The organism is Pseudomonas sp. LAIL14HWK12:I1 (assembly GCF_003202095.1).
Lineage (GTDB): Bacteria > Pseudomonadota > Gammaproteobacteria > Pseudomonadales > Pseudomonadaceae > Aquipseudomonas > Aquipseudomonas monteilii.
In genome coordinates, this window is sequence record NZ_QJKG01000001.1 from 843,369 (window position 1) to 862,987 (window position 19,619).

Here is a 19,619-nt window from a genome sequence, read left to right on the forward strand (position 1 = left end):
GTATGGAACCGTTTGTAACTGTACCAGAGCGACAAAAGCCATTCGACGTTGGTAGTAATTTGGTACGCCCGTTCCGCCAAAGTGCTCTGGCATGCGGATTACAGCCCTGACCACGAAAAAAACGAGGGGCTTTACCAGAGGATTGTTACAGATTCTGTCAAAACACTTTATCAAAAGACCCACTGTTTCGGCCTTGGCCACAACCCTAAAATTCACCTCGCCAGCAACGGCAAGGCGATTAACAACTGGTAACAGCCCCCACGAAGGCAAACGTTAATCTCCCTCTAATCCCGATAGTTAAAACTAGCAGTACTCGCGGCGCCATAAGCGCCGCGTGCCCCCTCACGACCTTAGACAGGTAAATAGAAAATGAAAGCTTTACTGGTATTGGTACTTGGCAGTCTTTGCGGCGCGGCAATGGCCGGCGAAGCCAAAGATGCCGAGCAGATTCCGGTTGAACAGTACAGTTACTCGCAGCACCTGGACATTGCCCGCGTCATCTCCATGAGCGAAGTGCCCAATGTGTGCGAAGTCGTGCCAGCCCGCATGACCTACGAGGACTCCAAGGGCCAGAAGCACATTCTCGAATACCGCGTGATGGGGAACGGCTGCTCCAACGGCTGATACCTTCTGAATCAGGGGCCCTACGGGCCCCTTTCACCTTTTGCAAAGCCCAATTAATCGACAGACTTGCCAAGCGAATAATCCCTTAACTTGTTTGCGATGGTTGTATGCGAAACGCCCAGCCTTTTCCCTAAAGCCCGGCTACTCGGAAACTCCCCCATCAAACTTTCCAGCACCGCTTTTTCAAAGCGCCCGACAATCTGCGAAAGATCGCCCTCCAGCGAAAACTCACCCAACGGTTGCCGCGCGCCATAATCCGGCAAACGTATATGCTCGCTTTTAACCACGCCGCCTTCACATAAAGAAACCGCCTGGAACAATACGTTTTCCAACTGCCTTACATTGCCCGGCCAATGGTATTGCCCAAGTTTGTCCATCGCGGCCGGCGCCAGGCGCGGCATGGCACAGCCGATTTGTCGGCTGGCCTGGTCGAGAAAGTGCTGCACCAACCCTTCCAGGCCATCCATGCATTCGCGCAAAGGCGGAATGTGCAGCGACAACACGTTCAGGCGGTGATAAAGGTCCTGACGAAACTCGCCGCGCGCGCACAACTCGGACAAATCCACCTGGGTCGCGCAGATCACCCGCACATCCAGGTACACCTCTTCATCGCTGCCTACCCGGCGGAAACAGCCGTCCTGCAAAAAGCGCAGCAACTTCACCTGCAGGCGCGGGCTCATCTCCCCTACCCCGTCAAGGAACAGCGTGCCGCCTGCGGTCAGTTCCAGCAGCCCCAGCTTGCCCTCTGCCCGCGCACCTTCGAATGCCCCGGGGCCGTAACCGAACAGCTCGGTTTCGGCCATCGACTCGGGCAAGCCGGCGCAATTGAGCGCCATCAGCGGCGACTGCCCACGGGGGCTGGCCAGGTGGCAGGCGCGCGCCAGCAGCTCCTTGCCAGTGCCGGTCTCACCCTCGATCAGCAGCGGCGCATCCAGCGGCGCCATGCGGCGGGCCTCGCGCACCACGGCGGCCATCACTCGCGAGCTTTGGAAAATGCTGTCGAAGCCTCGCAGTTCCTGCTTGCGCACGTTGTAGATGCGTTCGCCAATGCGGTCGGCACGGTGCAGGGTGAGTACGGCGCCAGCCAACGCCTCGCTGTCGTCGTGCTCGGACTGCAGCGGTGCGATATCCGCCAGGAACACATCACCTTTGACCTTGATACGCAGGCCATTGATGCGCGATTTGTTCGCCCGCACCAACTCCGGCAGATCGAAGTCTTCCACATAGCGCGCCAGCGGCATGCCCGGCACCTCATCCACGCGCACCCCCAGCAACTGCGCTGCGGTGCGGTTGGCGGCGACGATGCTGCCGCCCATGTCGATCGACAGCACCGGGAAGTCCAGCGCCCCGAGCAAGGCATTCAGCTCCATGTGCCGGCGTTCGCTGGGCATCAGACCCACGCGCTTGACGCCAAATACCCCGGCAATCGCCTCGAACTTCGGTCGCAAGGCCTGGAACTGCAGGTTGATCAGGTTCGGGCAGTGCAGGTAGATGGCGTTGCCATGGTCACCGCCGACCTCGCCCCGCAGCACGTTGATGCCGTACTCCACCAGCAGGTTGAGGATGTCGCGCAGGATGCCAATGCGGTTCTGGCAATGCACTTTGATACGCATGAGGGCTCTCGAAGCGCCAATGTTTTTCAACATTGCGCGGAAAAGTCGTAAAGATAAGCTGACAAAAACAGCGTAACCATCAGCCGTACGCCCCGAATTTTCCGACACCCAGGCTCTTTTGTAAAATTATCGTTACGAAATCCGCTTCACCCGCTGGCGCGGCAGCCGCTTGCACCCGTGCAAAACGGCCAGTGAAGGGATATTCCTTAGGCATGTCCTGCACATAACAAGAAAAGCCCTCACCAGGAGAGCCTCATGAAACAGACGCACTACGTGGCACGTGAGCCCGATGCGCATGGTTTTATCGATTACCCGCAGCAAGAGCATGCGGTATGGAACACCCTGATCACCCGGCAGCTGAAAGTGATCGAAGGCCGCGCGTGCCAGGAATACCTGGACGGCATCGACCAGCTCAAGCTGCCCCACGACCGTATCCCGCAACTGGGCGAGATCAACAAGGTGCTGGGTGCCACCACCGGCTGGCAGGTTGCCCGGGTTCCGGCGCTGATTCCCTTCCAGACCTTCTTCGAATTGCTGGCCAGCAAACGCTTCCCGGTCGCCACGTTCATCCGCACCCCGGAAGAGCTGGACTACCTGCAAGAGCCCGATATCTTCCACGAGATTTTCGGCCACTGCCCGCTGCTGACCAACCCATGGTTCGCCGAGTTCACCCACACCTACGGCAAGCTCGGCCTGGCGGCAACCAAGGAACAACGCGTGTACTTGGCGCGCCTGTACTGGATGACCATCGAGTTTGGCCTGATGGAAACCGCCCAGGGCCGCAAGATCTATGGCGGCGGCATCCTCTCGTCACCGAAAGAGACCGTCTACAGTCTGTCTGGCGAGCCTGAACACCAGGCCTTCGACCCGATCGAAGCCATGCGTACCCCGTACCGTATCGACATCCTGCAGCCGCTGTATTTCGTGCTCCCCAACATGAAGTGCCTGTTCGACCTGGCCCACGAAGACATCATGGGCATGGTCCACAAGGCCATGCAGCTGGGCCTGCACGCACCGAAGTTTCCACCCAAGGTCGCTGCCTGAGCGACCCTGCCGATAACAACTCGAACCGGAAAACACCCATGAATGCCTTGAACCAAGCCCATTGCGAAGCCTGCCGCGCTGACGCTCCAAAAGTCACCGACGAAGAGCTGGCCGAGCTGATTCGCGAAATCCCGGACTGGAACATCGAAGTACGCGACGGCCACATGGAGCTGGAGCGCGTCTTCCTGTTCAAGAACTTCAAGCACGCCCTGGCGTTCACCAACGCCGTAGGCGAAATCGCCGAGGCCGAAGGCCACCACCCTGGGCTGCTGACCGAGTGGGGCAAAGTTACCGTGACCTGGTGGAGCCACTCGATCAAGGGCCTGCACCGCAACGACTTCATCATGTGCGCCCGCACCGACAAGGTGGCGGAAACGGCCGAAGGCCGGAAGTGATCGCTGAAAAACGGGGCCGCAATCGGCCCCGTTTTTTTTATGAATAATGTGCGCTGTTCGCCCGCAAAACCGACAAACGAGCGGTAAAAAAACCAAACTGTCATCCAGACTTGTGTATCCTGCCCCAGCTTTGCGAAGCTTCAACCGCGCCTGGCGCAGACTTTTCACTCACACTTGCGAGGAACGACGAGATGCACGAAATCCCGAATCTTCCCTTCCCAAGCCTGAACCCAGAAGAGCCATCCGTGACCGTTCACGCCGAACCGGCAGCTGCCGTCGAGCAGGATGGTGACGATCAATCCAGCGCTGACCAGGAATAAATCGCGCAACCTCCAACAGTGTGAAAACGGCTGACCTGCGGGCTACCCCCGTCATCACGTTTTCACACTGTCCAGAACCCTCGCAGGCCCCCATGCCCGAATCACCGCGCCCCCTTGCGGTCACACTGCAAGTCGTCTCCATCGTCCTTTTCACCTTCATTGGCTACCTCAACATCGGCATCCCGCTGGCCGTGTTGCCCGGCTATGTGCACAACGACCTGGGGTTCAGCGCCGTGGTCGCGGGCCTTGTGATCAGCGTGCAGTACCTCGCCACGCTGCTCAGCCGCCCCTCCGCCAGCCGCATCATCGACAACCACGGCAGCAAGAAGGCGGTCATGTACGGCCTTGTAGGCTGCGGGCTTAGCGGGGTGTTCATGCTGGCCTGCGCCTTCCTCACCCACCAGCCCTGGCTGAGCCTGGCCTGTCTGCTGGTCGGCCGGCTAGCACTGGGCAGCGCCGAAAGCCTGGTAGGTGCGGGCGCGATTGGCTGGGGCATCGGTCGGGTGGGCGCTGAAAACACCGCCAAGGTCATCTCCTGGAACGGCATCGCCAGCTATGGCGCACTGGCCGTCGGTGCACCGCTGGGCGTGCTGATGGTCAAGAGCCTGGGGCTGTGGAGCATGGGCGTCAGCATTATCCTGCTGTGCATTCTCGGCCTGCTGCTGGCCTGGCCGAAACAGGCCGCCCCTATCGTCAGTGGCGTACGCCTGCCGTTCCTGCGCGTGCTGGGCAAGGTGTTCCCGCACGGTTCGGGACTGGCCCTGGGCTCGATCGGCTTTGGCACCATCGCCACGTTCATCACCTTGTACTACGCCAGCCGCGGCTGGGCCAATGCCGCGCTGACCTTGAGCCTGTTCGGCGCCAGCTTCATCAGTGCGCGGCTGCTGTTTGGCAACCTGATCAACCGCATTGGCGGGTTCCGGGTGGCGATTGCCTGCCTGTCGGTGGAAACACTGGGGTTGGTGATGCTGTGGCTGGCGCCCAGCGCCGAGTTGGCCTTGGCAGGGGCAGCGCTTAGCGGGTTTGGCTTCTCGCTGGTGTTCCCGGCGCTGGGTGTGGAGGCGGTGAATCAGGTGTCGGCGGCCAACCGCGGGGCGGCTGTGGGGGCGTATTCGCTGTTCATTGACTTGTCGCTGGGGGTGACCGGGCCACTGGTGGGCGCGGTGGCGGCGGGGTTCGGGTTTGCTTCGATGTTTCTGTTTGCGGCGGGTGCGGCGGGTTGTGGGCTGGTGTTGAGCCTGTATCTGTACAGGCAGGTGCGGCGGCATCGAGATCATTGAAAGCTGGGGGCTGCCTGGCAGCCCCCGAAGCCCTGAACGTTAACGCTGGGCGTACTGCAACACCACTTCAAGCGGGTGGCGCATCTTGCGCTCGGTCATGCGCTTGACCTGGCTGCGGCACGAGTAACCGGTCGCCAGCGGCTCTCCTTCCTTGTCCAGCTTGGTTGCCCAGCTTTGCTCGAAGATGGTCCGCGAAGTCTCCTGGTTACGCGCCTCGTGGCCGTAGGTCCCCGACATACCGCAGCACCCCGTCGCCTCGGTCACCAGCTTCAGGCCCAGGCGGGCAAACACCTGCTCCCACTGTTTGGTACTGGCCGGCACGTTGGTCTTCTCGGTGCAGTGCGCCATCAGGCGGAAGTTGCCCGGTGCGGTCGGCGCCTGCTCAGGCAGCACGTCCATCAGCCATTCCTGCGGCAACAGCACCTTCGGGCAACCGTCCAGCCCCGGCACTTTCTGGTACTCCTGGCGGTACACCAGGGTCATCGCCGGGTCCAGCCCCACCAGAGGCACACCGCAGTCGGCCAGGGCCTTGAGCTGGGTAGCGTTACGGATCGCCGCCTTGGCGAACGCCCCCAGGAAGCCCTGAACATGCAAAGGCTTGCCGTTGGCACTGTAAGGCGCCAGGAATACCCGGTGGCCCAGGCGGTGGGCCAGGTCGATGAAGGCTGACAGCAGCGGGGTCTCGAAATAGCGGGTGAAGGCGTCCTGCACCAGCACGATGCTGCGCTCGCGCTGGGCCGGGGTCAGTTCACGCAGGGCCGGCACACTGGCCACGCCGACACGGCAACGGGTCAGCGTGGCCTGGAAGTTGAAGCGGCTGATCAACGGGCTGTCGACCATGCCAATGTTGTCGGCCAGCAGCTTGCTGACCCACTTAGAGCCCATGACCGCGTTGTACAGGCCCGGTGCGTGGGCCAGGTACGGGATGGTGAATTCCAGCGAGCCGATCAGGTAGTCACGCAGCGGGCGCTGATAGCGGCAGTGGTACAGCTCAAGGAAGCGCGAACGGAAGTCCGGCACGTTGACTTTGATCGGGCACTGCCCGGCGCACGACTTGCACGCCAGGCAGCCGGCCATGGCGTCGTACACTTCGTGGGAGAAGTCTTCCTGCCCCTGGCTGCGCGCGCGGTTGTTGCGCAGGCGTGCCGGGAGGCCCTTGAGCCACGACACCTTGTTGCGGGCTGCGGTCAACACGTCGATGTTCGCTTCGCCTTGCAGGCGCAGCCACTCGCGCATCAGCGAGGCGCGGCCCTTGGGCGAATGCTGGCGCTCACGGGTGGCCTTCCACGACGGGCACATGGCGTCGTTGGGGTCGTAGTTGTAGCAGGCGCCGTTGCCGTTGCAGTGCACGGCACTGGGGAAGTCCTGCCACACGCGCTCGTCGATGGTGCGGTCGAGGTCGCCGCGCAGGGTTACGCCATCGACCGGGGTCAGGCCCTCGGCACTGCCCAGCGGTGTGCAGATCTTGCCGGGGTTGAGCTGGTTGTGCGGGTCGAAGGCACCTTTCAGGCGCTGCAGCGCCGGATACAGCTCACCAAAGTATTCCGGCACGTATTCCGAACGCAGGCCTTTGCCGTGCTCGCCCCACAGCAGGCCGCCATAGCTTTTGGTCAGCGCGGCCACGGCGTCGGAAATCGGCTTCACCAGCGCGGCCTGGGCCGGGTCCTTCATGTCCAGCGCCGGGCGCACGTGCAGTACACCAGCATCGACGTGGCCGAACATGCCGTAGGCCAGGCCGTAACCGTCCAGCAGGGCGCGGAAGTCGGCGATGTAGTCGGCCAGTTGCTCTGGCGGTACCGCCGTGTCTTCCACGAACGGCTGCGGGCGCACCTCGCCCTCGACGTTACCCAGCAAGCCCACCGAACGCTTGCGCATCACGTAGACGCGGGTCACCGCCTCGGCGCCTTCAGCCAGCGTATGCCCCAGGCGCTCGACACTGGTATCCGCCTGCAAGTGCTCGACGAAGGCTTGCACCCGGGCGTTGACCTCAGCCGGCTCATCGCCGCAGAACTCCACCAGGTTGATACCCAGGGTCGGGCGGTCGGGGTCGGCCGGGAAGTACTCGGCAACGCTGTGCCAAACGATGTCCTTCATCGCCAGCATCAGCACCTTGGAGTCGACGGTCTCGATCGACAGCGGCTTGTGCGCCATCAGCGCATTGGCATCACGCAGGGCATCCATGAAGCTGGTGTAGCGCACGTTCACCAGTACCGCATATTTGGGGATCGGCAGCACGTTGAGCTTGGCTTCCACCACATAGCCCAGCGAGCCCTCGGCACCACACAGCACGCTGTTGAGGTTGAAGCGGCCCTGCTCATCGCGCAGGTGCGCCAGGTCATAACCGGTCAGGCAGCGGTTCAGCTTGGGAAAAGTGGTTTCGATCAGTTCAGCCTGGGTTTCCTGGATCTCCCGGGCCATGCGGTACACCTCGCCGACCCGGCCAGGTGCGGCACAGGCCTGTGCCAGCGCGGCATCGTCGATTGGCAGGCTGTGCAGGCGTTCGCCGCCGAGCAGCACGCTGTGCAGCTCCAGCACATGGTCGCGGGTTTTGCCGTAGGTGCAGCTGCCTTGGCCACTGGCGTCGGTGTTGATCATGCCGCCGACAGTGGCACGGTTGGAGGTGGACAGCTCAGGGGCGAAGAACAGCCCGTGCGGCTTGAGCGCGGCATTGAGCTGGTCCTTGACCGTACCGGCCTGCACCCGCACCCAACGTTCCTCGACGTTGATTTCGAGGATCTTGTTCATATGGCGCGACAGGTCGACGACGATGCCGTCGGTCAGCGACTGGCCATTGGTGCCGGTGCCACCGCCGCGCGGGGTCAGCTTGACGTTCTGGAAACGCGCCTCGCCCATCAGTGTGGCAACCCGCGCCACATCGTCGGCATCCAGCGGGAACACTGCGGCCTGGGGCAAGCGCTGGTAAATCGAGTTGTCGGTGGCCAACACCGTGCGGGTGCCGTAGTCGGCACTGATCTGGCCACGGAAGCCGCTGTTGCGCAGGGCTTCGAGGAATTCGGGGTAGTTGGCGCTCGGTGCAACGGTCGGCAGCTGGGCGATCATCGAAGGATGGCCTCTTGATATTGGCTAATTCACGGGATTCCTGTCGCTCCGGCATGGGTTGATGCATGCAGGGATGACGTATACGCCAATGTTCCTGTAGTTTCGCTTCAGGAGCAAACGGATAATCCTGCCGCTATCAATGACTTTTATGAATGAATGAATTACCGCCACCTGACACCGTCCATGTCGCTGCTGCTGGCCTTCGAGGCCGCCGCCCGCCATGAAAGCTACACCCGCGCCGCCGCCGAACTGTCGCTGACGCAAAGCGCGGTCAGCCGCCAGGTGCAGGCGCTGGAACAGCAACTGGGCCTCACCTTGTTCCGCCGCGAAGGCCGCCAGGTACAGCTGACGGATGTGGGTCGCCTTTACCAACGCGAGCTCAGCGAGGCGCTGGGGCGCATCCGCAGTGCCACCTTGCAGGCGCTGGCGTACCAGTCGGGGGTCGGCACCTTGCGCCTGGCTACCCTGCCAACGTTCGGCTCGAAATGGCTGCTGCCACGGCTGCATGCGTTCTACAGCGCCCACCCGGGCATGCTGGTGCACATCCATTCACGTATCGAAGCCATCAACTTCGACACCAGCGAAATCGACGCCGCCATCGGTGTGGCCAGCCACGACCTGCCGGGGCTGATCTGCCATCGCCTGCATGCCGAGGAACTGGTGGTGATCCTGCCACCGGAGGCCGGGGCCGACAGCCAAGGCTGGAGCCCGGCACGGATCAGTGAAGAGGTGCTGTTGAATGTGGCCAACAACCCGCATGCCTGGGGCGAGTGGTTCTCGCACCATGGCCTGCCGCACCGGGCAATGCGCCTGGGGCCCAGCTTCGAGCTGACCTCGCACCTGATCCAGGCAGTGCGGGCCGGGATTGGTATCGGGCTGGTGCCGCGTATTCTGGTGGAAGAGGAGTTGGCCAAGGGTGAGCTGCACAGCCCGGGCGTGGCGTTTGCCAGCCAGCGTAGTTATTACCTGATCTACCCGCCCAGGAATGAGGCCTTGCCGTCGTTGCGGGCGTTCAGGGGCTGGTTGCTGGAGCAGATCTGATGTGTTGCCTGCACAGGCAACAAAAAACCCGAAGCCAGTCACCTGACTTCGGGTTTTTGCATACGGCCTTGAGTTGCTTACTTGGCCACGTGACCCACAGCCCCACCGGCATTCATCCGGCGGCGCGGCTTGACCATGTAGACCACAAACATCCCGAACAACCAAACCGGCATGACATACACCGAAACCTGAATACCCGGAATCATCAGCATGATGCCGAGGATCAGCACCACGAAGGCCAGCACCACGTAGTTACCGTAGGGGTACCACAGCGCCTTGAACAGCGGCTTCTGGCCGGTACGGTCCAGGTGCTGGCGGAACTTCAGGTGCGAATAGCTGATCATCGCCCAGTTGATCACCAAGGTAGCCACCACCAGCGACATCAGCAGCTCCAGGGCATTCTGCGGCATCAGGTAGTTGAGCAGTACGGCCACGAAGGTAACTGCAGCCGACACCAGGATCGAACGCACGGGCACACCACGCTTGTCGACCTTGGCCAGCGACGCCGGGGCATCGCCCTGTTCGGCCATGCCCAGCAGCATGCGCGCGTTGCAGTAGGTGCCGCTGTTGTACACCGACAGTGCGGCTGTCAGGACCACGAAGTTCAGCAAGTGGGCAGCAACGTCACTGCCCAGCAGCGAGAACACTTGCACGAACGGGCTGCTGCCATAGCTGCCACCCGAGGCATCGATGCTGGCGACCAGGTTGTCCCATGGCGTCAACGACAGCAATACCACCAAGGCGCCTACGTAGAAAATCAGGATACGCCAGATGACCTGGTTGATCGCCTTGGGGATCACGGTCTTCGGCTTGTCGGCTTCGGCAGCAGTGAAACCGAGCATTTCCAGGCCACCGAACGAGAACATGATGAACGCCAGGGCCATCACCAGCCCGCTGACACCGTTCGGGAAGAAGCCGCCGTGGGACCACAGGTTGGCGATGGTGGCATCCGGCCCGCCGCTGCCGCTGGTGAGCAGGTAGGCACCCAGGCCGATCATGCTGACGATGGCCACGACCTTGATGATGGCGAACCAGAATTCGGCTTCACCGAAGAACTTCACGTTCATCAGGTTGATGGCGTTGATCAGCACGAAGAACGCCGCCGCAGTGACCCAGGTCGGGATCTCCGGCCACCAGTAGTGGACATACTTGCCAACCGCCGAAAGCTCCGACATGCCCACCAGGATATACAGCACCCAGCAGTTCCAGCCCGACAGGAAGCCGGCGAAGCCGCCCCAGTAGGTGTGTGCAAAGTGGCTGAACGAGCCGGCCACCGGCTCTTCGACAATCATCTCGCCAAGCTGGCGCATGATCATGAAGGCGATGAAGCCGCAGATGGCGTAGCCAAGGATCATCGACGGGCCGGCGGATTTCATCACGCCTGCCGAGCCGAGGAACAGGCCGGTACCAATTGCACCACCCAGGGCGATCAACTGGATATGGCGGTTCTTCAGGCCCCGCTTGAGCTCGCCTGAATGCATGTTTTGTCCACTCATGAACGAAGTCACCTGCATTGTTTTTATCTGTGACGGAATCGGACCCACCGCGCTCGTGGCGCAGCGGAATGGGCAAGGTGGTTACCTTGGGTTTCTTGACCTCAGGCGCCGCCGAAGCGGGTCAACCCGGCGTGATCAAGAGTGCGCGGTACGCAAAAGGGTCACAGGTAAAACGCGGCGCACTGTATACCCCTGCAAGCGCGCAGGCGTCAACGCGTTGCGCTCTTCCATCCGGAAAAAACGCAGCGATCCTGTGGTATGGGCCTTCAAAGGCAGAGTGATCGGCGTACATGGCGCCTCCATTTGTTGTTTTGTCAGCCAGGCTCTGTGGACGGGCTCTTGCACACGGCAATGGCGGCTATAACACCGTGGGGACGGGGGTTCGGGCAAGGGAGGGCAAGGTGGAGTTGGCGGGTTTGGCACATCGGTGACGGCAAGGTTTGTTTACACGATTGGGTTAAATCTGGAATCAGGGCTGAAACCGGCCATATTCGTATAAATTTCTTTACAAGCCGGTTCAAGAACTTGCCAGTCGTCAGAAAAATTCTTTTTGTTCAATATCTTGCCGTGCCCGCAATACATCGCAGGCATAAAAAAACCAGCCCGAAGGCTGGTTTCTCATCACCACGCAGGCCGATCAGCCACGCGGTTTACCGCGACCACGGCCTGCCGGCTTGTCACCTTCAGACTTGGCCGGACGCTTGCGCATTTCGCTCGGGCGCTCGGCCACCGTGCTGCCGCGGGTGTTTTTACGCGGAGCCTCTTCACGCGGCTGACGCGCCGGGCGTTCACCGGTAGCGGCACCTTCGTGGGCCGGGCGCAGGTTGCGCACGCGCTCGCCACGGCCCAGCGGGCGGGTCGACTTGCGCTGCAGGCGCTCCATCTTGTCCTTGGCCTTGAGCTTCATGGCGGGCAGCGCAACCGGCTGCAGGCCCACTTCGGCGGCCAGGATGTCGATTTCGCCCTGGGTCATTTCACGCCAGCGGCCCATCGGCAGGTCGGAGTTGAGGAACACCGGGCCAAAACGCACGCGCTTCAGGCGGCTGACCACCATGCCCTGGGATTCCCACAGGCGACGCACCTCACGGTTACGGCCTTCCATCACCACACAGTGGTACCAGTGGTTGAAGCCTTCACCACCCGGTGCCTTCTGGATGTCGGTGAACTTGGCCGGGCCGTCTTCCAGCATCACACCGGCTTTCAGGCGCTCGATCATCTCGTCATCGACTTCACCGCGCACACGCACCGCATACTCACGGTCCATCTCGTAGGACGGGTGCATCAGGCGGTTGGCCAGTTCACCGTCGGTGGTGAACAGCAGCAGGCCAGTGGTGTTGATGTCGAGGCGGCCGATGTTGATCCAGCGGCCTTCTTTTGGCCGTGGCAGGCGGTCGAACACGGTCGGGCGGCCCTCCGGGTCGTCACGGGTGCAGATTTCGCCATCGGGCTTGTTGTACATGATCACCCGGCGAGTGGCCTCGGCGGCCTCCTCACGCTTGATCAGCTTGCCGTCTACGGCAATGGCGTCGTGCAGGTCGACGCGCTGGCCAAGGGTGGCCTCGACGCCGTTCACCTTGATGCGGCCCTGGCTGATCCAGGCTTCGACGTCACGGCGAGAACCCACGCCAATGCGTGCCAGCACTTTTTGCAGCTTTTCGCCGGATGGCGGGGTGATTTCGGTATCTTGCAGGTCTTGCTCACTCATCTGGGCACCTCCCGGTGTAGGAATGAAAACAGGTTTTTTGGCGACGAGCGCGCCAAAAGGCCGCGCATCATACGCGGTTCAGGGGAAGAACGCACTGGAGGGTAGAGGGTTTTGTGGGCTTTGGCTGGGGTTTCTGCCTAATGGTGGTGTATGGGCAACAGCAGATCAGGGCTGTAACTTGCCCTCTTCTTCCACCGAAGCCCCTGGTTCTTCCTCGCGCAAGTCATCAAAGTCGGTCTTCAACCCATCTTCCATGGCATCCAGCTCCACCAGCAAGCTACGGAAGCTGGTTTCCTCCTTCGGCTCAACACCCTCTTCTTCCTCCCCAAGGCTGGCATCTGCCAACGCCTGCAGGTGCGCCGGCACTGGCGCATCGTCCGGGTCGAGCACCGGCTCCGGCTCCATCTCGCGCAGCTCGGCCAAGGCCGGCAGCTCATCCAGGCTCTTGAGGTTGAAGTGGTCAAGAAACGCCTTGGTGGTGGCAAACATCGCCGGCCGCCCCGGCACTTCGCGGTAGCCGACCACGCGAATCCACTCGCGCTCCATCATGGTCTTGATGATGTTGCTGTTCACCGCCACGCCCCGCACGTCCTCGATCTCGCCACGGGTGATGGGCTGGCGGTAGGCAATCAGCGCCAGGGTTTCGAGCAGCGCACGTGAATAGCGTTGCGGGCGCTCTTCCCACAGGCGCCCGACCCAGGGCGCATAGTCCTCGCGGATTTGCAGGCGGTAGCCGCTGGCCACTTCCTTGAGCTCGAACGCTCGGCCATTGCACGACTTGCCCAGCACGTCCAGGGCCTGCTTGAACACCTTGGGTTCTGGGCGCTCGGCCTCTTCGAACAGCTCGTACAGGCGTTCCAGGGACTGCGGTTTGCCCGACGCCAGCAAGAAAGCTTCGATCAGCGACGCCAGGTCGCGGGGGTCATTCAGATTCATCAGGTTCTTCAACAAGCGCCGGGCGGAGCCGCACGTGAATGGCGGCGAAAGGTTCATTCTGCACCAGTTCGATCAGCGATTCCTTCACCAGCTCGAGAATCGCCATGAAGGTGACCACCACGCCCAGCTTGCCCTCTTCGGCGGCAAACAACTCGACGAACGGCACGAAAGCACCGCCCTTTAGGCGCTCCAGCACCTGGCTCATGCGCTCGCGGGTAGACAGCGTTTCACGGGTGATCTGGTGGCTTTCGAACAGGTCGTTGCGGCGCATCACCTCGGCCATGGACACCAGCAACTCTTCCAGGCTGACTTGCGGCAACAGCTTGCGCACCTTGGCCTGCGGCGCCTCCAGGCGTGGCACCACCACATCGCGGCCTACCCGTGGCAATTCATCAATGCCTTCGGCGGCGGCTTTGAAACGCTCGTACTCCTGCAGGCGGCGGATCAGTTCGGCGCGTGGGTCGCCCTCCTCTTCCTCGACATCAGCCGAACGCGGCAGCAGCATGCGCGACTTGATCTCGGCTAGCATGGCGGCCATCACCAGGTACTCGGCGGCCAGTTCAAGGCGCACGCTTTTCATCAGCTCCACGTAGCCCATGTACTGGCGGGTGATTTCCGCCACCGGGATGTCGAGAATGTCGATGTTCTGCTTGCGGATCAGGTACAGCAGCAGGTCCAACGGGCCTTCAAAGGCCTCGAGGATGACTTCCAGCGCGTCCGGCGGGATGTACAGGTCCAGCGGCAGCTCGGTCAGGGCTTCGCCGTAGACCAGGGCCAACTGCAACTGCCGAGGCGCTTCGGCCTGTTCGGCCGGTGCCTCGGGCGTTTCCACCTGGCTCACGCGTTGACCAGGAACGGCGTGGGGTCGCCGCAGCCTTCGCGAATCAGCTCGGGCTCATCGCCGGAGAGGTCGATGATGGTAGAGGCCTTGAGGTCGCCGAAGCCGCCATCGATCACCAGGTCGACGTGATGCTCCAGGCGCTCACGGATTTCGTAAGGGTCGGTCATCGGCTCGGTGTCGCCCGGGAGGATCAGGCTCACGCTCATCAACGGCTCGCCCAGTTCGGCCAGCAGGGCCAGGGTGATGGCATGGGCCGGCACCCGCAGGCCGATAGTGCGGCGTTTATCGTGCAACAGCAGGCGCGGCACTTCACGCGTACCGTTGAGGATGAACGTGTAAGGCCCCGGCACATGCGCCTTGAGCAGGCGGAAGGTGCCGGTGTCGACCTTGGCGTACAACCCCAGCTGCGACATGTCGCAGCACATGAGGGTGAAGTTGTGCGTCTTGTCCAGCCCGCGCAGGCGCCGTACCCGTTCGATGGCCGCCTTGTCACCCATCTGGCAACCCAGTGCGTAGGCCGAATCCGTCGGGTACACCACCACACCGCCCTTGCGGATAATCTCGACAGCCTGCTTGATCAGGCGCTGCTGCGGGTTCTCCGGATGAATCTGGAAAAATTGGCTCACGTAGTCGTCCTGTTCATAGCGCCAAAGGCTGTTCATGGCTGAATCGACGCCACAGAGGTGGCAAGTCCTCGGGCAAAGGCCGATAGGCACCGATCTCGCCCCAGGTGCCGGGGCCGTGGAAGTCACTGCCAGCGCTTGCCAGCAGGCCGAACTCACGGGTGAGGATGGACAGGGTGCCCACCTGCTCGGCCGGCATCATCCCGTTGACCACCTCAAGTGCCTGCCCGCCTGCCTGAATATAGTCGGCAATCAACCGTCTGCGCTTGCTGCGGGTCAGATCGTAATGCATGGGGTGCGCCAGGCTCACCCACGCTTTGGACTGGCGCAGGGTGGCGACAGTTTCGTCGAGGGTCGGCCAGTGCTGCTTGACGTCGCCCAGCTTGCCGGCGCCCAGCCACTTGCGAAACGCTTCGCCACGGTCCTTGACGTGCCCGGCGCGCACCAGGTACTCGGCAAAATGCGGGCGCGCCGGGGCGTTGCCGCTGTCGCCCAGCTCGTGCTGCACGGCACGGGCGCCTTCGAGGGTGCCAGGCATGCCCTTGGCGGCCAGCCGTTTGTCGATTTCTTCGGCGCGCAGCCAGCGGCCACGGTGCAACGCTTCGATTGCCGCCAGCAAAGGCGGCGCGTCGAGCGGGAAGTCATAGCCCAGCACATGGATGGTCGCACCACCCCAGGTGCACGACAGCTCGACGCCGCTCACCCAGCGCATGCCCCGCTCGATGCAGGCCTGGCGTGCTTCGGGCAGGCCTTCGATGGTGTCATGGTCGGTCAGTGCCAGCGTTTGCACCCCGTGCTCATGGGCCCGGGCAACCAGTACCGAGGGCGACAGGGCGCCGTCGGAGGCCGTGCTGTGACAGTGCAGATCAACATTCATGGAGGAGCGCTTTCGCTGGAATCGATGTTTGTTATTATGCCGTCACATCCCGATTCTGGCTGCCATTGTGAAACAATTCATCGATTTCATCCCGCTGCTGCTGTTCTTCATCGTCTACAAGCTGGACCCGCGCCCCCTGGAAGTCGCCGGCCACAGCTTCGAATTCGGCGGCATCTACAGCGCCACGGCCATGCTGATCATCAGCTCGCTGGTGGTGTACGGCGCGCTGTTCCTGCGCCAGCGCAAGCTTGAAAAGGGCCAGTGGCTGACCCTGGTGGCCTGCCTGGTGTTCGGCGGCCTGACCCTGACGTTCCACAGCGAAACCTTCCTGAAGTGGAAGGCGCCGGTGGTGAACTGGCTGTTCGCCCTGGGCTTTGCAGGCAGCCACTTCATCGGTGACCGGGTGCTGATCAAGCGCATCATGGGCCACGCGCTGACCTTGCCCGATGTCATCTGGGCGCGCCTGAACGTGGCCTGGATTGCCTTCTTCCTGTTCTGCGGCGCGGCCAACCTGTTCGTCGCCTTCACCTTCCAGGACTTCTGGGTGGACTTCAAGGTGTTCGGCAGCCTGGGCATGACCGTGATCTTCCTGGTGGCGCAAGGCGTGTACCTGTCGCGCCACCTGCACGACGACCCTTCTACCTCCAAACCCAAGGATTGACATGCTCTACGCCATCATCGCCAGCGACGTCGCAAACTCCCTGGAAAAACGCCTGGCTGCCCGCCCGGCGCATATCGAACGCCTGCAGCAGCTCAAAGCCGAAGGCCGCGTGGTGCTGGCCGGCCCGCACCCGGCCATCGACAGCAACGACCCGGGCGAAGCGGGTTTCAGCGGTAGCCTGATCGTTGCCGAGTTCGAGTCCCTGGCTGCGGCGCAGGCTTGGGCAGATGCCGATCCGTACATTGCTGCGGGCGTTTACGACAAAGTCGTGGTCAAGCCATTCAAGCAAGTACTGCCGTGATGCAAGACCGTGTCGCCTGCTTCGCGGTCTCGCCCGCGAAGCAGGCGACACGGTAGAGGCAGTTACACAGTTGCCATCAGTCTGCGGTATCTTTGCCACTGGCGGGCCGAATAGCCGCCGTCAATGGTTGAAATGAGTGAGTCATGAGCGAGCTGTTACTGATTGATGATGACCAGGAGCTGTGCGAGCTGCTCAGCAGCTGGCTGACCCAGGAAGGGTTCACCGTACGTGCCTGCCACGATGGCCAGAGCGCACGCCAGGCCCTGGCCGAACACGCCCCGGCGGCCGTGGTGCTGGATGTCATGCTGCCCGACGGCAGCGGCCTGGAACTGCTCAAGCAGTTGCGCAGCGAACATACCGAACTGCCGGTATTGATGCTCTCCGCCCGTGGCGAGCCGCTGGACCGCATCCTTGGCCTCGAACTGGGTGCCGACGACTACCTGGCCAAACCCTGCGACCCACGTGAACTCACCGCCCGCCTGCGCGCCGTACTGCGCCGCAGCCACCCCACCGCCACCACCAGCCAGGTGGAGCTGGGCGACCTGGTGTACAGCCCTGCCCGTGGCGTGGCCAGTATCGATGGCCGCGAAATGACCCTGACCCTGTCCGAAAGCCGCATTCTCGAAGCGCTGCTGCGCCAGCCCGGCGAGCCGCTGGACAAACAAGAACTGGCGCAGATCGGCCTGGGCCGCAAGCTGACCCTGTACGACCGCAGCCTGGACATGCACGTCAGCAACCTGCGCAAGAAGATTGGCCCCCACGCCGATGGCCGGCCACGCATCGTGGCGTTGCGCAGCCGTGGCTATTACTACTGCCTGTGACATCGCCGGGGCCGCTGCGCGCCCCTATCGCGGCACAAGGCCGCTCCTACACAGGCTAATCATCTTTACCTTGCCTTTACCCTCTGCTGACTGCGCTTGACGGTGATCTCCCTAGACTGTGCTCATCCGGTAACCACCGGCCTATGAAAGGAGAGACACCATGCGCAAGACCCTTATCGCCCTGATGTTCGCCGCCGCCCTGCCGACCGTGGCCATGGCCATGCCTGACGGCGGCCCGCGTCACGACGGCCCGCATCATCGCGGTGATGCGCCTTTCCACCAGCTGGACCTGAGCCGCGACCAGCGTCAGCAGATCGGCAAGCTGATGGGCGAGCAGATGCAACAGCGCCGCGACATCACCGAGCGCTACCTGTCCAAGCTGCCGGCCGCCGACCAGAAAGCCATGAAGGACGAGCTGAAAGCCAGCCGCGACAAGACCGACAGCGCCGTGCGCAACCTGCTCAAGCCTGAGCAGCAGAAGAAGTTCGACGAACTGCAAAAGGAACGCGCCGCCAAGAAAGCCGAGTGGCAGGAGTTCCAGGCCTGGAAAGCTGAAAAAGGCACCAAGGCTCAGTAAGCTGTCTGCCCAATGCCCGGCCCGCATCACTGCGGGCCGGGCTTTTCCCGTTTAGGAGGTGCACTTGCGTTCATTGTTCTGGCGCATCCTGGCCAGTTTCTGGCTGGCCATTACCCTGGTCGCAGGCCTGTCGATCCTGTTGGGCCACATGCTCAACCAGGACGCCTGGATCCTCAGCCGTCACCCGGGCCTGAATACCTTGGCCAGCAAGTGGGCCAGGCATTACGAGCAGGAAGGCCTGGATTCGGCACAGCACTTCCTGGAACGGCGTAAAGACCGCTACAAGATCGACGTGCAAGTGCTCGACGACAGTGGCGAAGCCGTGGTGCCCGGTACCTTCCCGCGCCGTGCAGCGGCCTTCGAAGCGCGCCAGCACAATGACCAGCGGCGCCTGCCGTGGCGCAGGCTGACCGAGGAATACACCAGCCCCGACACCGGCGAAACCTACCTGCTGATCTACCGCATTCCCCACCCGGCACTGGATGCCTGGCACCGCGAAAGCCTGATGTGGCCGCTCAGTGCACTGGGCATCGCCCTGGTTGTGCTGACGTTGTTCAGCCTGCTGGTGACCCTGTCCATTACCCGCCCGCTCAGCCGCCTGCGCAGCGCGGTGCATGACCTGGGGCAGACCACCTACCAGCAGAACAGCCTGGCGCGGCTGGCAGCGCGGCGCGACGAGTTCGGTGTGCTGGCCAAGGACTTCAACAAGATGGGCGCGCGCCTGCAAAGCACCATCGGCAGCCAGCGCCAGTTGCTGCGCGATGTGTCGCACGAGTTGCGTTCCCCATTGGCCCGACTGCGTATTGCCCTGGCGCTGGCCGAGCGCGCCGAGCCCGAGCAGCGGGAAACCCTGTGGCCACGCCTGACCCGCGAGTGCGACCGCCTGGAAGACCTGATCAGCGAAATTCTGGCCCTGGCCCGGGTGGATGCCGAGCAGGCCCATGCCGAACCGGTCGACCTCAACGCCCTGCTGGGCAGCGTGCGCAAGGATGCCCTGCTCAGCGCGCCCGACCAGGATGTGCGCCTCGAGGCGCAGCCTGGGTTGACCTTGCAAGGTTGGCCGACGCTGATCGAGCGGGCCGTGGACAACCTGCTGCGCAATGCCTTGCGCTTCAATCCGGTCGGGCAGCCGGTAGAAGTGAGTGCAGTGCGTGAGCAGGACCGCATAGTGATAAGCGTGCGTGACCATGGACCGGGGGCTGCAGCGGAACACCTGGCGCAGCTGGGCGAACCCTTCTTCCGCGCGCCGGGGCAGGAAGCGCCGGGGCATGGGCTGGGGCTGGCGATTGCGCGCAAGGCGGCGGAGCGCCATGGCGGCAGCCTGATTTTTGACAATCATCCACAGGGTGGATTTGTGGCCAGGCTGGAGTTGCCTGTGGCTGAGGCTGCTGGCAGTTGAGGTGA

Annotated in this window: 19 protein-coding genes; 11 read left to right on the forward strand and 8 right to left on the reverse strand. The window is 62.6% G+C overall.

Annotation, left to right across the window (positions count from 1 at the left end; genetic code table 11):
• Positions 1-369 precede the first annotated feature (369 nt).
• On the forward strand, positions 370-624 hold the full coding sequence (locus D906_RS03815) for a DUF2790 domain-containing protein (RefSeq protein ID WP_003260110.1): 255 nt from the start codon (positions 370-372) through the stop codon (positions 622-624).
• Between the two features lie 53 nt (positions 625-677).
• Here the strand turns inward: D906_RS03815 and D906_RS03820 are convergent, their stop codons facing one another.
• Positions 678-2,237 (reverse strand): sigma-54-dependent phenylalanine hydroxylase transcriptional regulator PhhR, encoded by a 1,560-nt coding sequence (locus D906_RS03820; protein ID WP_019099124.1) that lies wholly within the window; start codon positions 2,235-2,237, stop codon positions 678-680.
• Positions 2,238-2,492: 255 nt separating this feature from the next.
• On the opposite strand from D906_RS03820, the gene phhA reads away from it, so the two are divergent.
• The 4 genes from phhA (at position 2,493) to D906_RS03840 (ending at position 5,276) form a co-directional block, all read left to right on the forward strand.
• Positions 2,493-3,281 carry a phenylalanine 4-monooxygenase gene (gene phhA / locus D906_RS03830; RefSeq protein ID WP_025753872.1) on the forward strand — a complete coding sequence of 263 codons (789 nt, stop codon included), beginning with the start codon at positions 2,493-2,495 and terminating at the stop codon, positions 3,279-3,281.
• Positions 3,282-3,319: 38 nt separating this feature from the next.
• Positions 3,320-3,676 (forward strand): 4a-hydroxytetrahydrobiopterin dehydratase, encoded by a 357-nt coding sequence (locus tag D906_RS03835; RefSeq protein WP_003254532.1) that lies wholly within the window; start codon positions 3,320-3,322, stop codon positions 3,674-3,676.
• Between the two features lie 191 nt (positions 3,677-3,867).
• Entirely contained in the window at positions 3,868-3,996 is a 129-nt protein-coding gene (locus D906_RS26720) for a hypothetical protein (RefSeq protein WP_016488505.1), read from the forward strand.
• 92 nt (positions 3,997-4,088) lie between these two features.
• Positions 4,089-5,276, forward strand: a complete 1,188-nt coding sequence (locus tag D906_RS03840; RefSeq protein ID WP_027615318.1) for an MFS transporter — start codon at positions 4,089-4,091, stop codon at positions 5,274-5,276.
• 39 nt (positions 5,277-5,315) lie between these two features.
• Here the strand turns inward: D906_RS03840 and D906_RS03845 are convergent, their stop codons facing one another.
• Positions 5,316-8,336, reverse strand: a complete 3,021-nt coding sequence (locus D906_RS03845; protein ID WP_027615319.1) for an FAD-binding and (Fe-S)-binding domain-containing protein — start codon at positions 8,334-8,336, stop codon at positions 5,316-5,318.
• A gap of 156 nt (positions 8,337-8,492) precedes the next feature.
• Here D906_RS03845 and D906_RS03850 point away from each other — a divergent pair, with 156 nt between their 5' ends.
• Positions 8,493-9,377: a LysR substrate-binding domain-containing protein gene (locus D906_RS03850; RefSeq protein ID WP_016711859.1), complete on the forward strand. Its 885-nt coding sequence runs from the start codon at positions 8,493-8,495 to the stop codon at positions 9,375-9,377.
• Between the two features lie 77 nt (positions 9,378-9,454).
• Here D906_RS03850 and D906_RS03855 read toward each other — a convergent pair whose 3' ends face one another.
• The 6 genes from D906_RS03855 to D906_RS03880 all read right to left on the reverse strand — a co-directional run bounded on the left by D906_RS03855 (position 9,455) and on the right by D906_RS03880 (position 15,855).
• Positions 9,455-10,873, reverse strand: a complete 1,419-nt coding sequence (locus D906_RS03855) for an amino acid permease (RefSeq protein ID WP_161751068.1) — start codon at positions 10,871-10,873, stop codon at positions 9,455-9,457.
• 637 nt (positions 10,874-11,510) lie between these two features.
• Positions 11,511-12,578 carry a 23S rRNA pseudouridine(2605) synthase RluB gene (gene rluB / locus D906_RS03860; protein ID WP_027615320.1) on the reverse strand — a complete coding sequence of 356 codons (1,068 nt, stop codon included), beginning with the start codon at positions 12,576-12,578 and terminating at the stop codon, positions 11,511-11,513.
• Positions 12,579-12,743: 165 nt separating this feature from the next.
• A complete protein-coding gene (gene scpB / locus D906_RS03865; RefSeq protein ID WP_019099119.1) occupies positions 12,744-13,514 on the reverse strand; it encodes an SMC-Scp complex subunit ScpB in 771 nt (256 codons plus the stop codon).
• Positions 13,501-14,226: a ScpA family protein gene (locus D906_RS03870; RefSeq protein ID WP_177325287.1), complete on the reverse strand. Its 726-nt coding sequence runs from the start codon at positions 14,224-14,226 to the stop codon at positions 13,501-13,503. The genes scpB and D906_RS03870 overlap by 14 nt, the downstream gene beginning before the upstream one ends.
• Before the next feature lie 125 nt (positions 14,227-14,351).
• Positions 14,352-14,981, reverse strand: coding sequence for an L-threonylcarbamoyladenylate synthase (locus tag D906_RS03875; RefSeq protein ID WP_033693405.1), 630 nt, complete (start codon positions 14,979-14,981; stop codon positions 14,352-14,354).
• A gap of 13 nt (positions 14,982-14,994) precedes the next feature.
• A complete protein-coding gene (locus D906_RS03880) occupies positions 14,995-15,855 on the reverse strand; it encodes a PHP domain-containing protein (protein WP_019099116.1) in 861 nt (286 codons plus the stop codon).
• A 67-nt stretch (positions 15,856-15,922) separates the two neighbouring features.
• Here D906_RS03880 and D906_RS03885 point away from each other — a divergent pair, with 67 nt between their 5' ends.
• From D906_RS03885 to D906_RS03905, 5 genes are all read left to right on the forward strand, one after another.
• A complete protein-coding gene (locus tag D906_RS03885; protein ID WP_019099115.1) occupies positions 15,923-16,516 on the forward strand; it encodes a septation protein A in 594 nt (197 codons plus the stop codon).
• Between the two features lies 1 nt (position 16,517).
• Positions 16,518-16,817 (forward strand): YciI family protein, encoded by a 300-nt coding sequence (locus D906_RS03890; protein ID WP_012273585.1) that lies wholly within the window; start codon positions 16,518-16,520, stop codon positions 16,815-16,817.
• 143 nt (positions 16,818-16,960) lie between these two features.
• Positions 16,961-17,638, forward strand: coding sequence for a response regulator transcription factor (locus tag D906_RS03895; RefSeq protein ID WP_016711866.1), 678 nt, complete (start codon positions 16,961-16,963; stop codon positions 17,636-17,638).
• A gap of 160 nt (positions 17,639-17,798) precedes the next feature.
• Positions 17,799-18,215 carry a Spy/CpxP family protein refolding chaperone gene (locus tag D906_RS03900; RefSeq protein ID WP_019099114.1) on the forward strand — a complete coding sequence of 139 codons (417 nt, stop codon included), beginning with the start codon at positions 17,799-17,801 and terminating at the stop codon, positions 18,213-18,215.
• Between the two features lie 58 nt (positions 18,216-18,273).
• On the forward strand, positions 18,274-19,614 hold the full coding sequence (locus D906_RS03905) for a HAMP domain-containing sensor histidine kinase (protein WP_019099113.1): 1,341 nt from the start codon (positions 18,274-18,276) through the stop codon (positions 19,612-19,614).
• Positions 19,615-19,619: the final 5 nt, after the last annotated feature.

What these genes read in the sequence shown, in the direction of transcription:
- D906_RS03815 (WP_003260110.1), top strand. Translation starts at nt 370, where the DNA reads ATGAAAGCTTTACTGGTATTGGTACTTGGCAGTCTTTGCGGCGCGGCA.
- D906_RS03820 (WP_019099124.1), bottom strand. Translation starts at nt 2,237, where the DNA reads ATGCGTATCAAAGTGCATTGCCAGAACCGCATTGGCATCCTGCGCGAC.
- phhA (WP_025753872.1), top strand. Translation starts at nt 2,493, where the DNA reads ATGAAACAGACGCACTACGTGGCACGTGAGCCCGATGCGCATGGTTTT.
- D906_RS03835 (WP_003254532.1), top strand. Translation starts at nt 3,320, where the DNA reads ATGAATGCCTTGAACCAAGCCCATTGCGAAGCCTGCCGCGCTGACGCT.
- D906_RS26720 (WP_016488505.1), top strand. Translation starts at nt 3,868, where the DNA reads ATGCACGAAATCCCGAATCTTCCCTTCCCAAGCCTGAACCCAGAAGAG.
- D906_RS03840 (WP_027615318.1), top strand. Translation starts at nt 4,089, where the DNA reads ATGCCCGAATCACCGCGCCCCCTTGCGGTCACACTGCAAGTCGTCTCC.
- D906_RS03845 (WP_027615319.1), bottom strand. Translation starts at nt 8,336, where the DNA reads ATGATCGCCCAGCTGCCGACCGTTGCACCGAGCGCCAACTACCCCGAA.
- D906_RS03850 (WP_016711859.1), top strand. Translation starts at nt 8,493, where the DNA reads ATGAATTACCGCCACCTGACACCGTCCATGTCGCTGCTGCTGGCCTTC.
- D906_RS03855 (WP_161751068.1), bottom strand. Translation starts at nt 10,873, where the DNA reads ATGAGTGGACAAAACATGCATTCAGGCGAGCTCAAGCGGGGCCTGAAG.
- rluB (WP_027615320.1), bottom strand. Translation starts at nt 12,578, where the DNA reads ATGAGTGAGCAAGACCTGCAAGATACCGAAATCACCCCGCCATCCGGC.
- scpB (WP_019099119.1), bottom strand. Translation starts at nt 13,514, where the DNA reads ATGAATCTGAATGACCCCCGCGACCTGGCGTCGCTGATCGAAGCTTTC.
- D906_RS03880 (WP_019099116.1), bottom strand. Translation starts at nt 15,855, where the DNA reads ATGAATGTTGATCTGCACTGTCACAGCACGGCCTCCGACGGCGCCCTG.
- D906_RS03890 (WP_012273585.1), top strand. Translation starts at nt 16,518, where the DNA reads ATGCTCTACGCCATCATCGCCAGCGACGTCGCAAACTCCCTGGAAAAA.
- D906_RS03895 (WP_016711866.1), top strand. Translation starts at nt 16,961, where the DNA reads ATGAGCGAGCTGTTACTGATTGATGATGACCAGGAGCTGTGCGAGCTG.
- D906_RS03900 (WP_019099114.1), top strand. Translation starts at nt 17,799, where the DNA reads ATGCGCAAGACCCTTATCGCCCTGATGTTCGCCGCCGCCCTGCCGACC.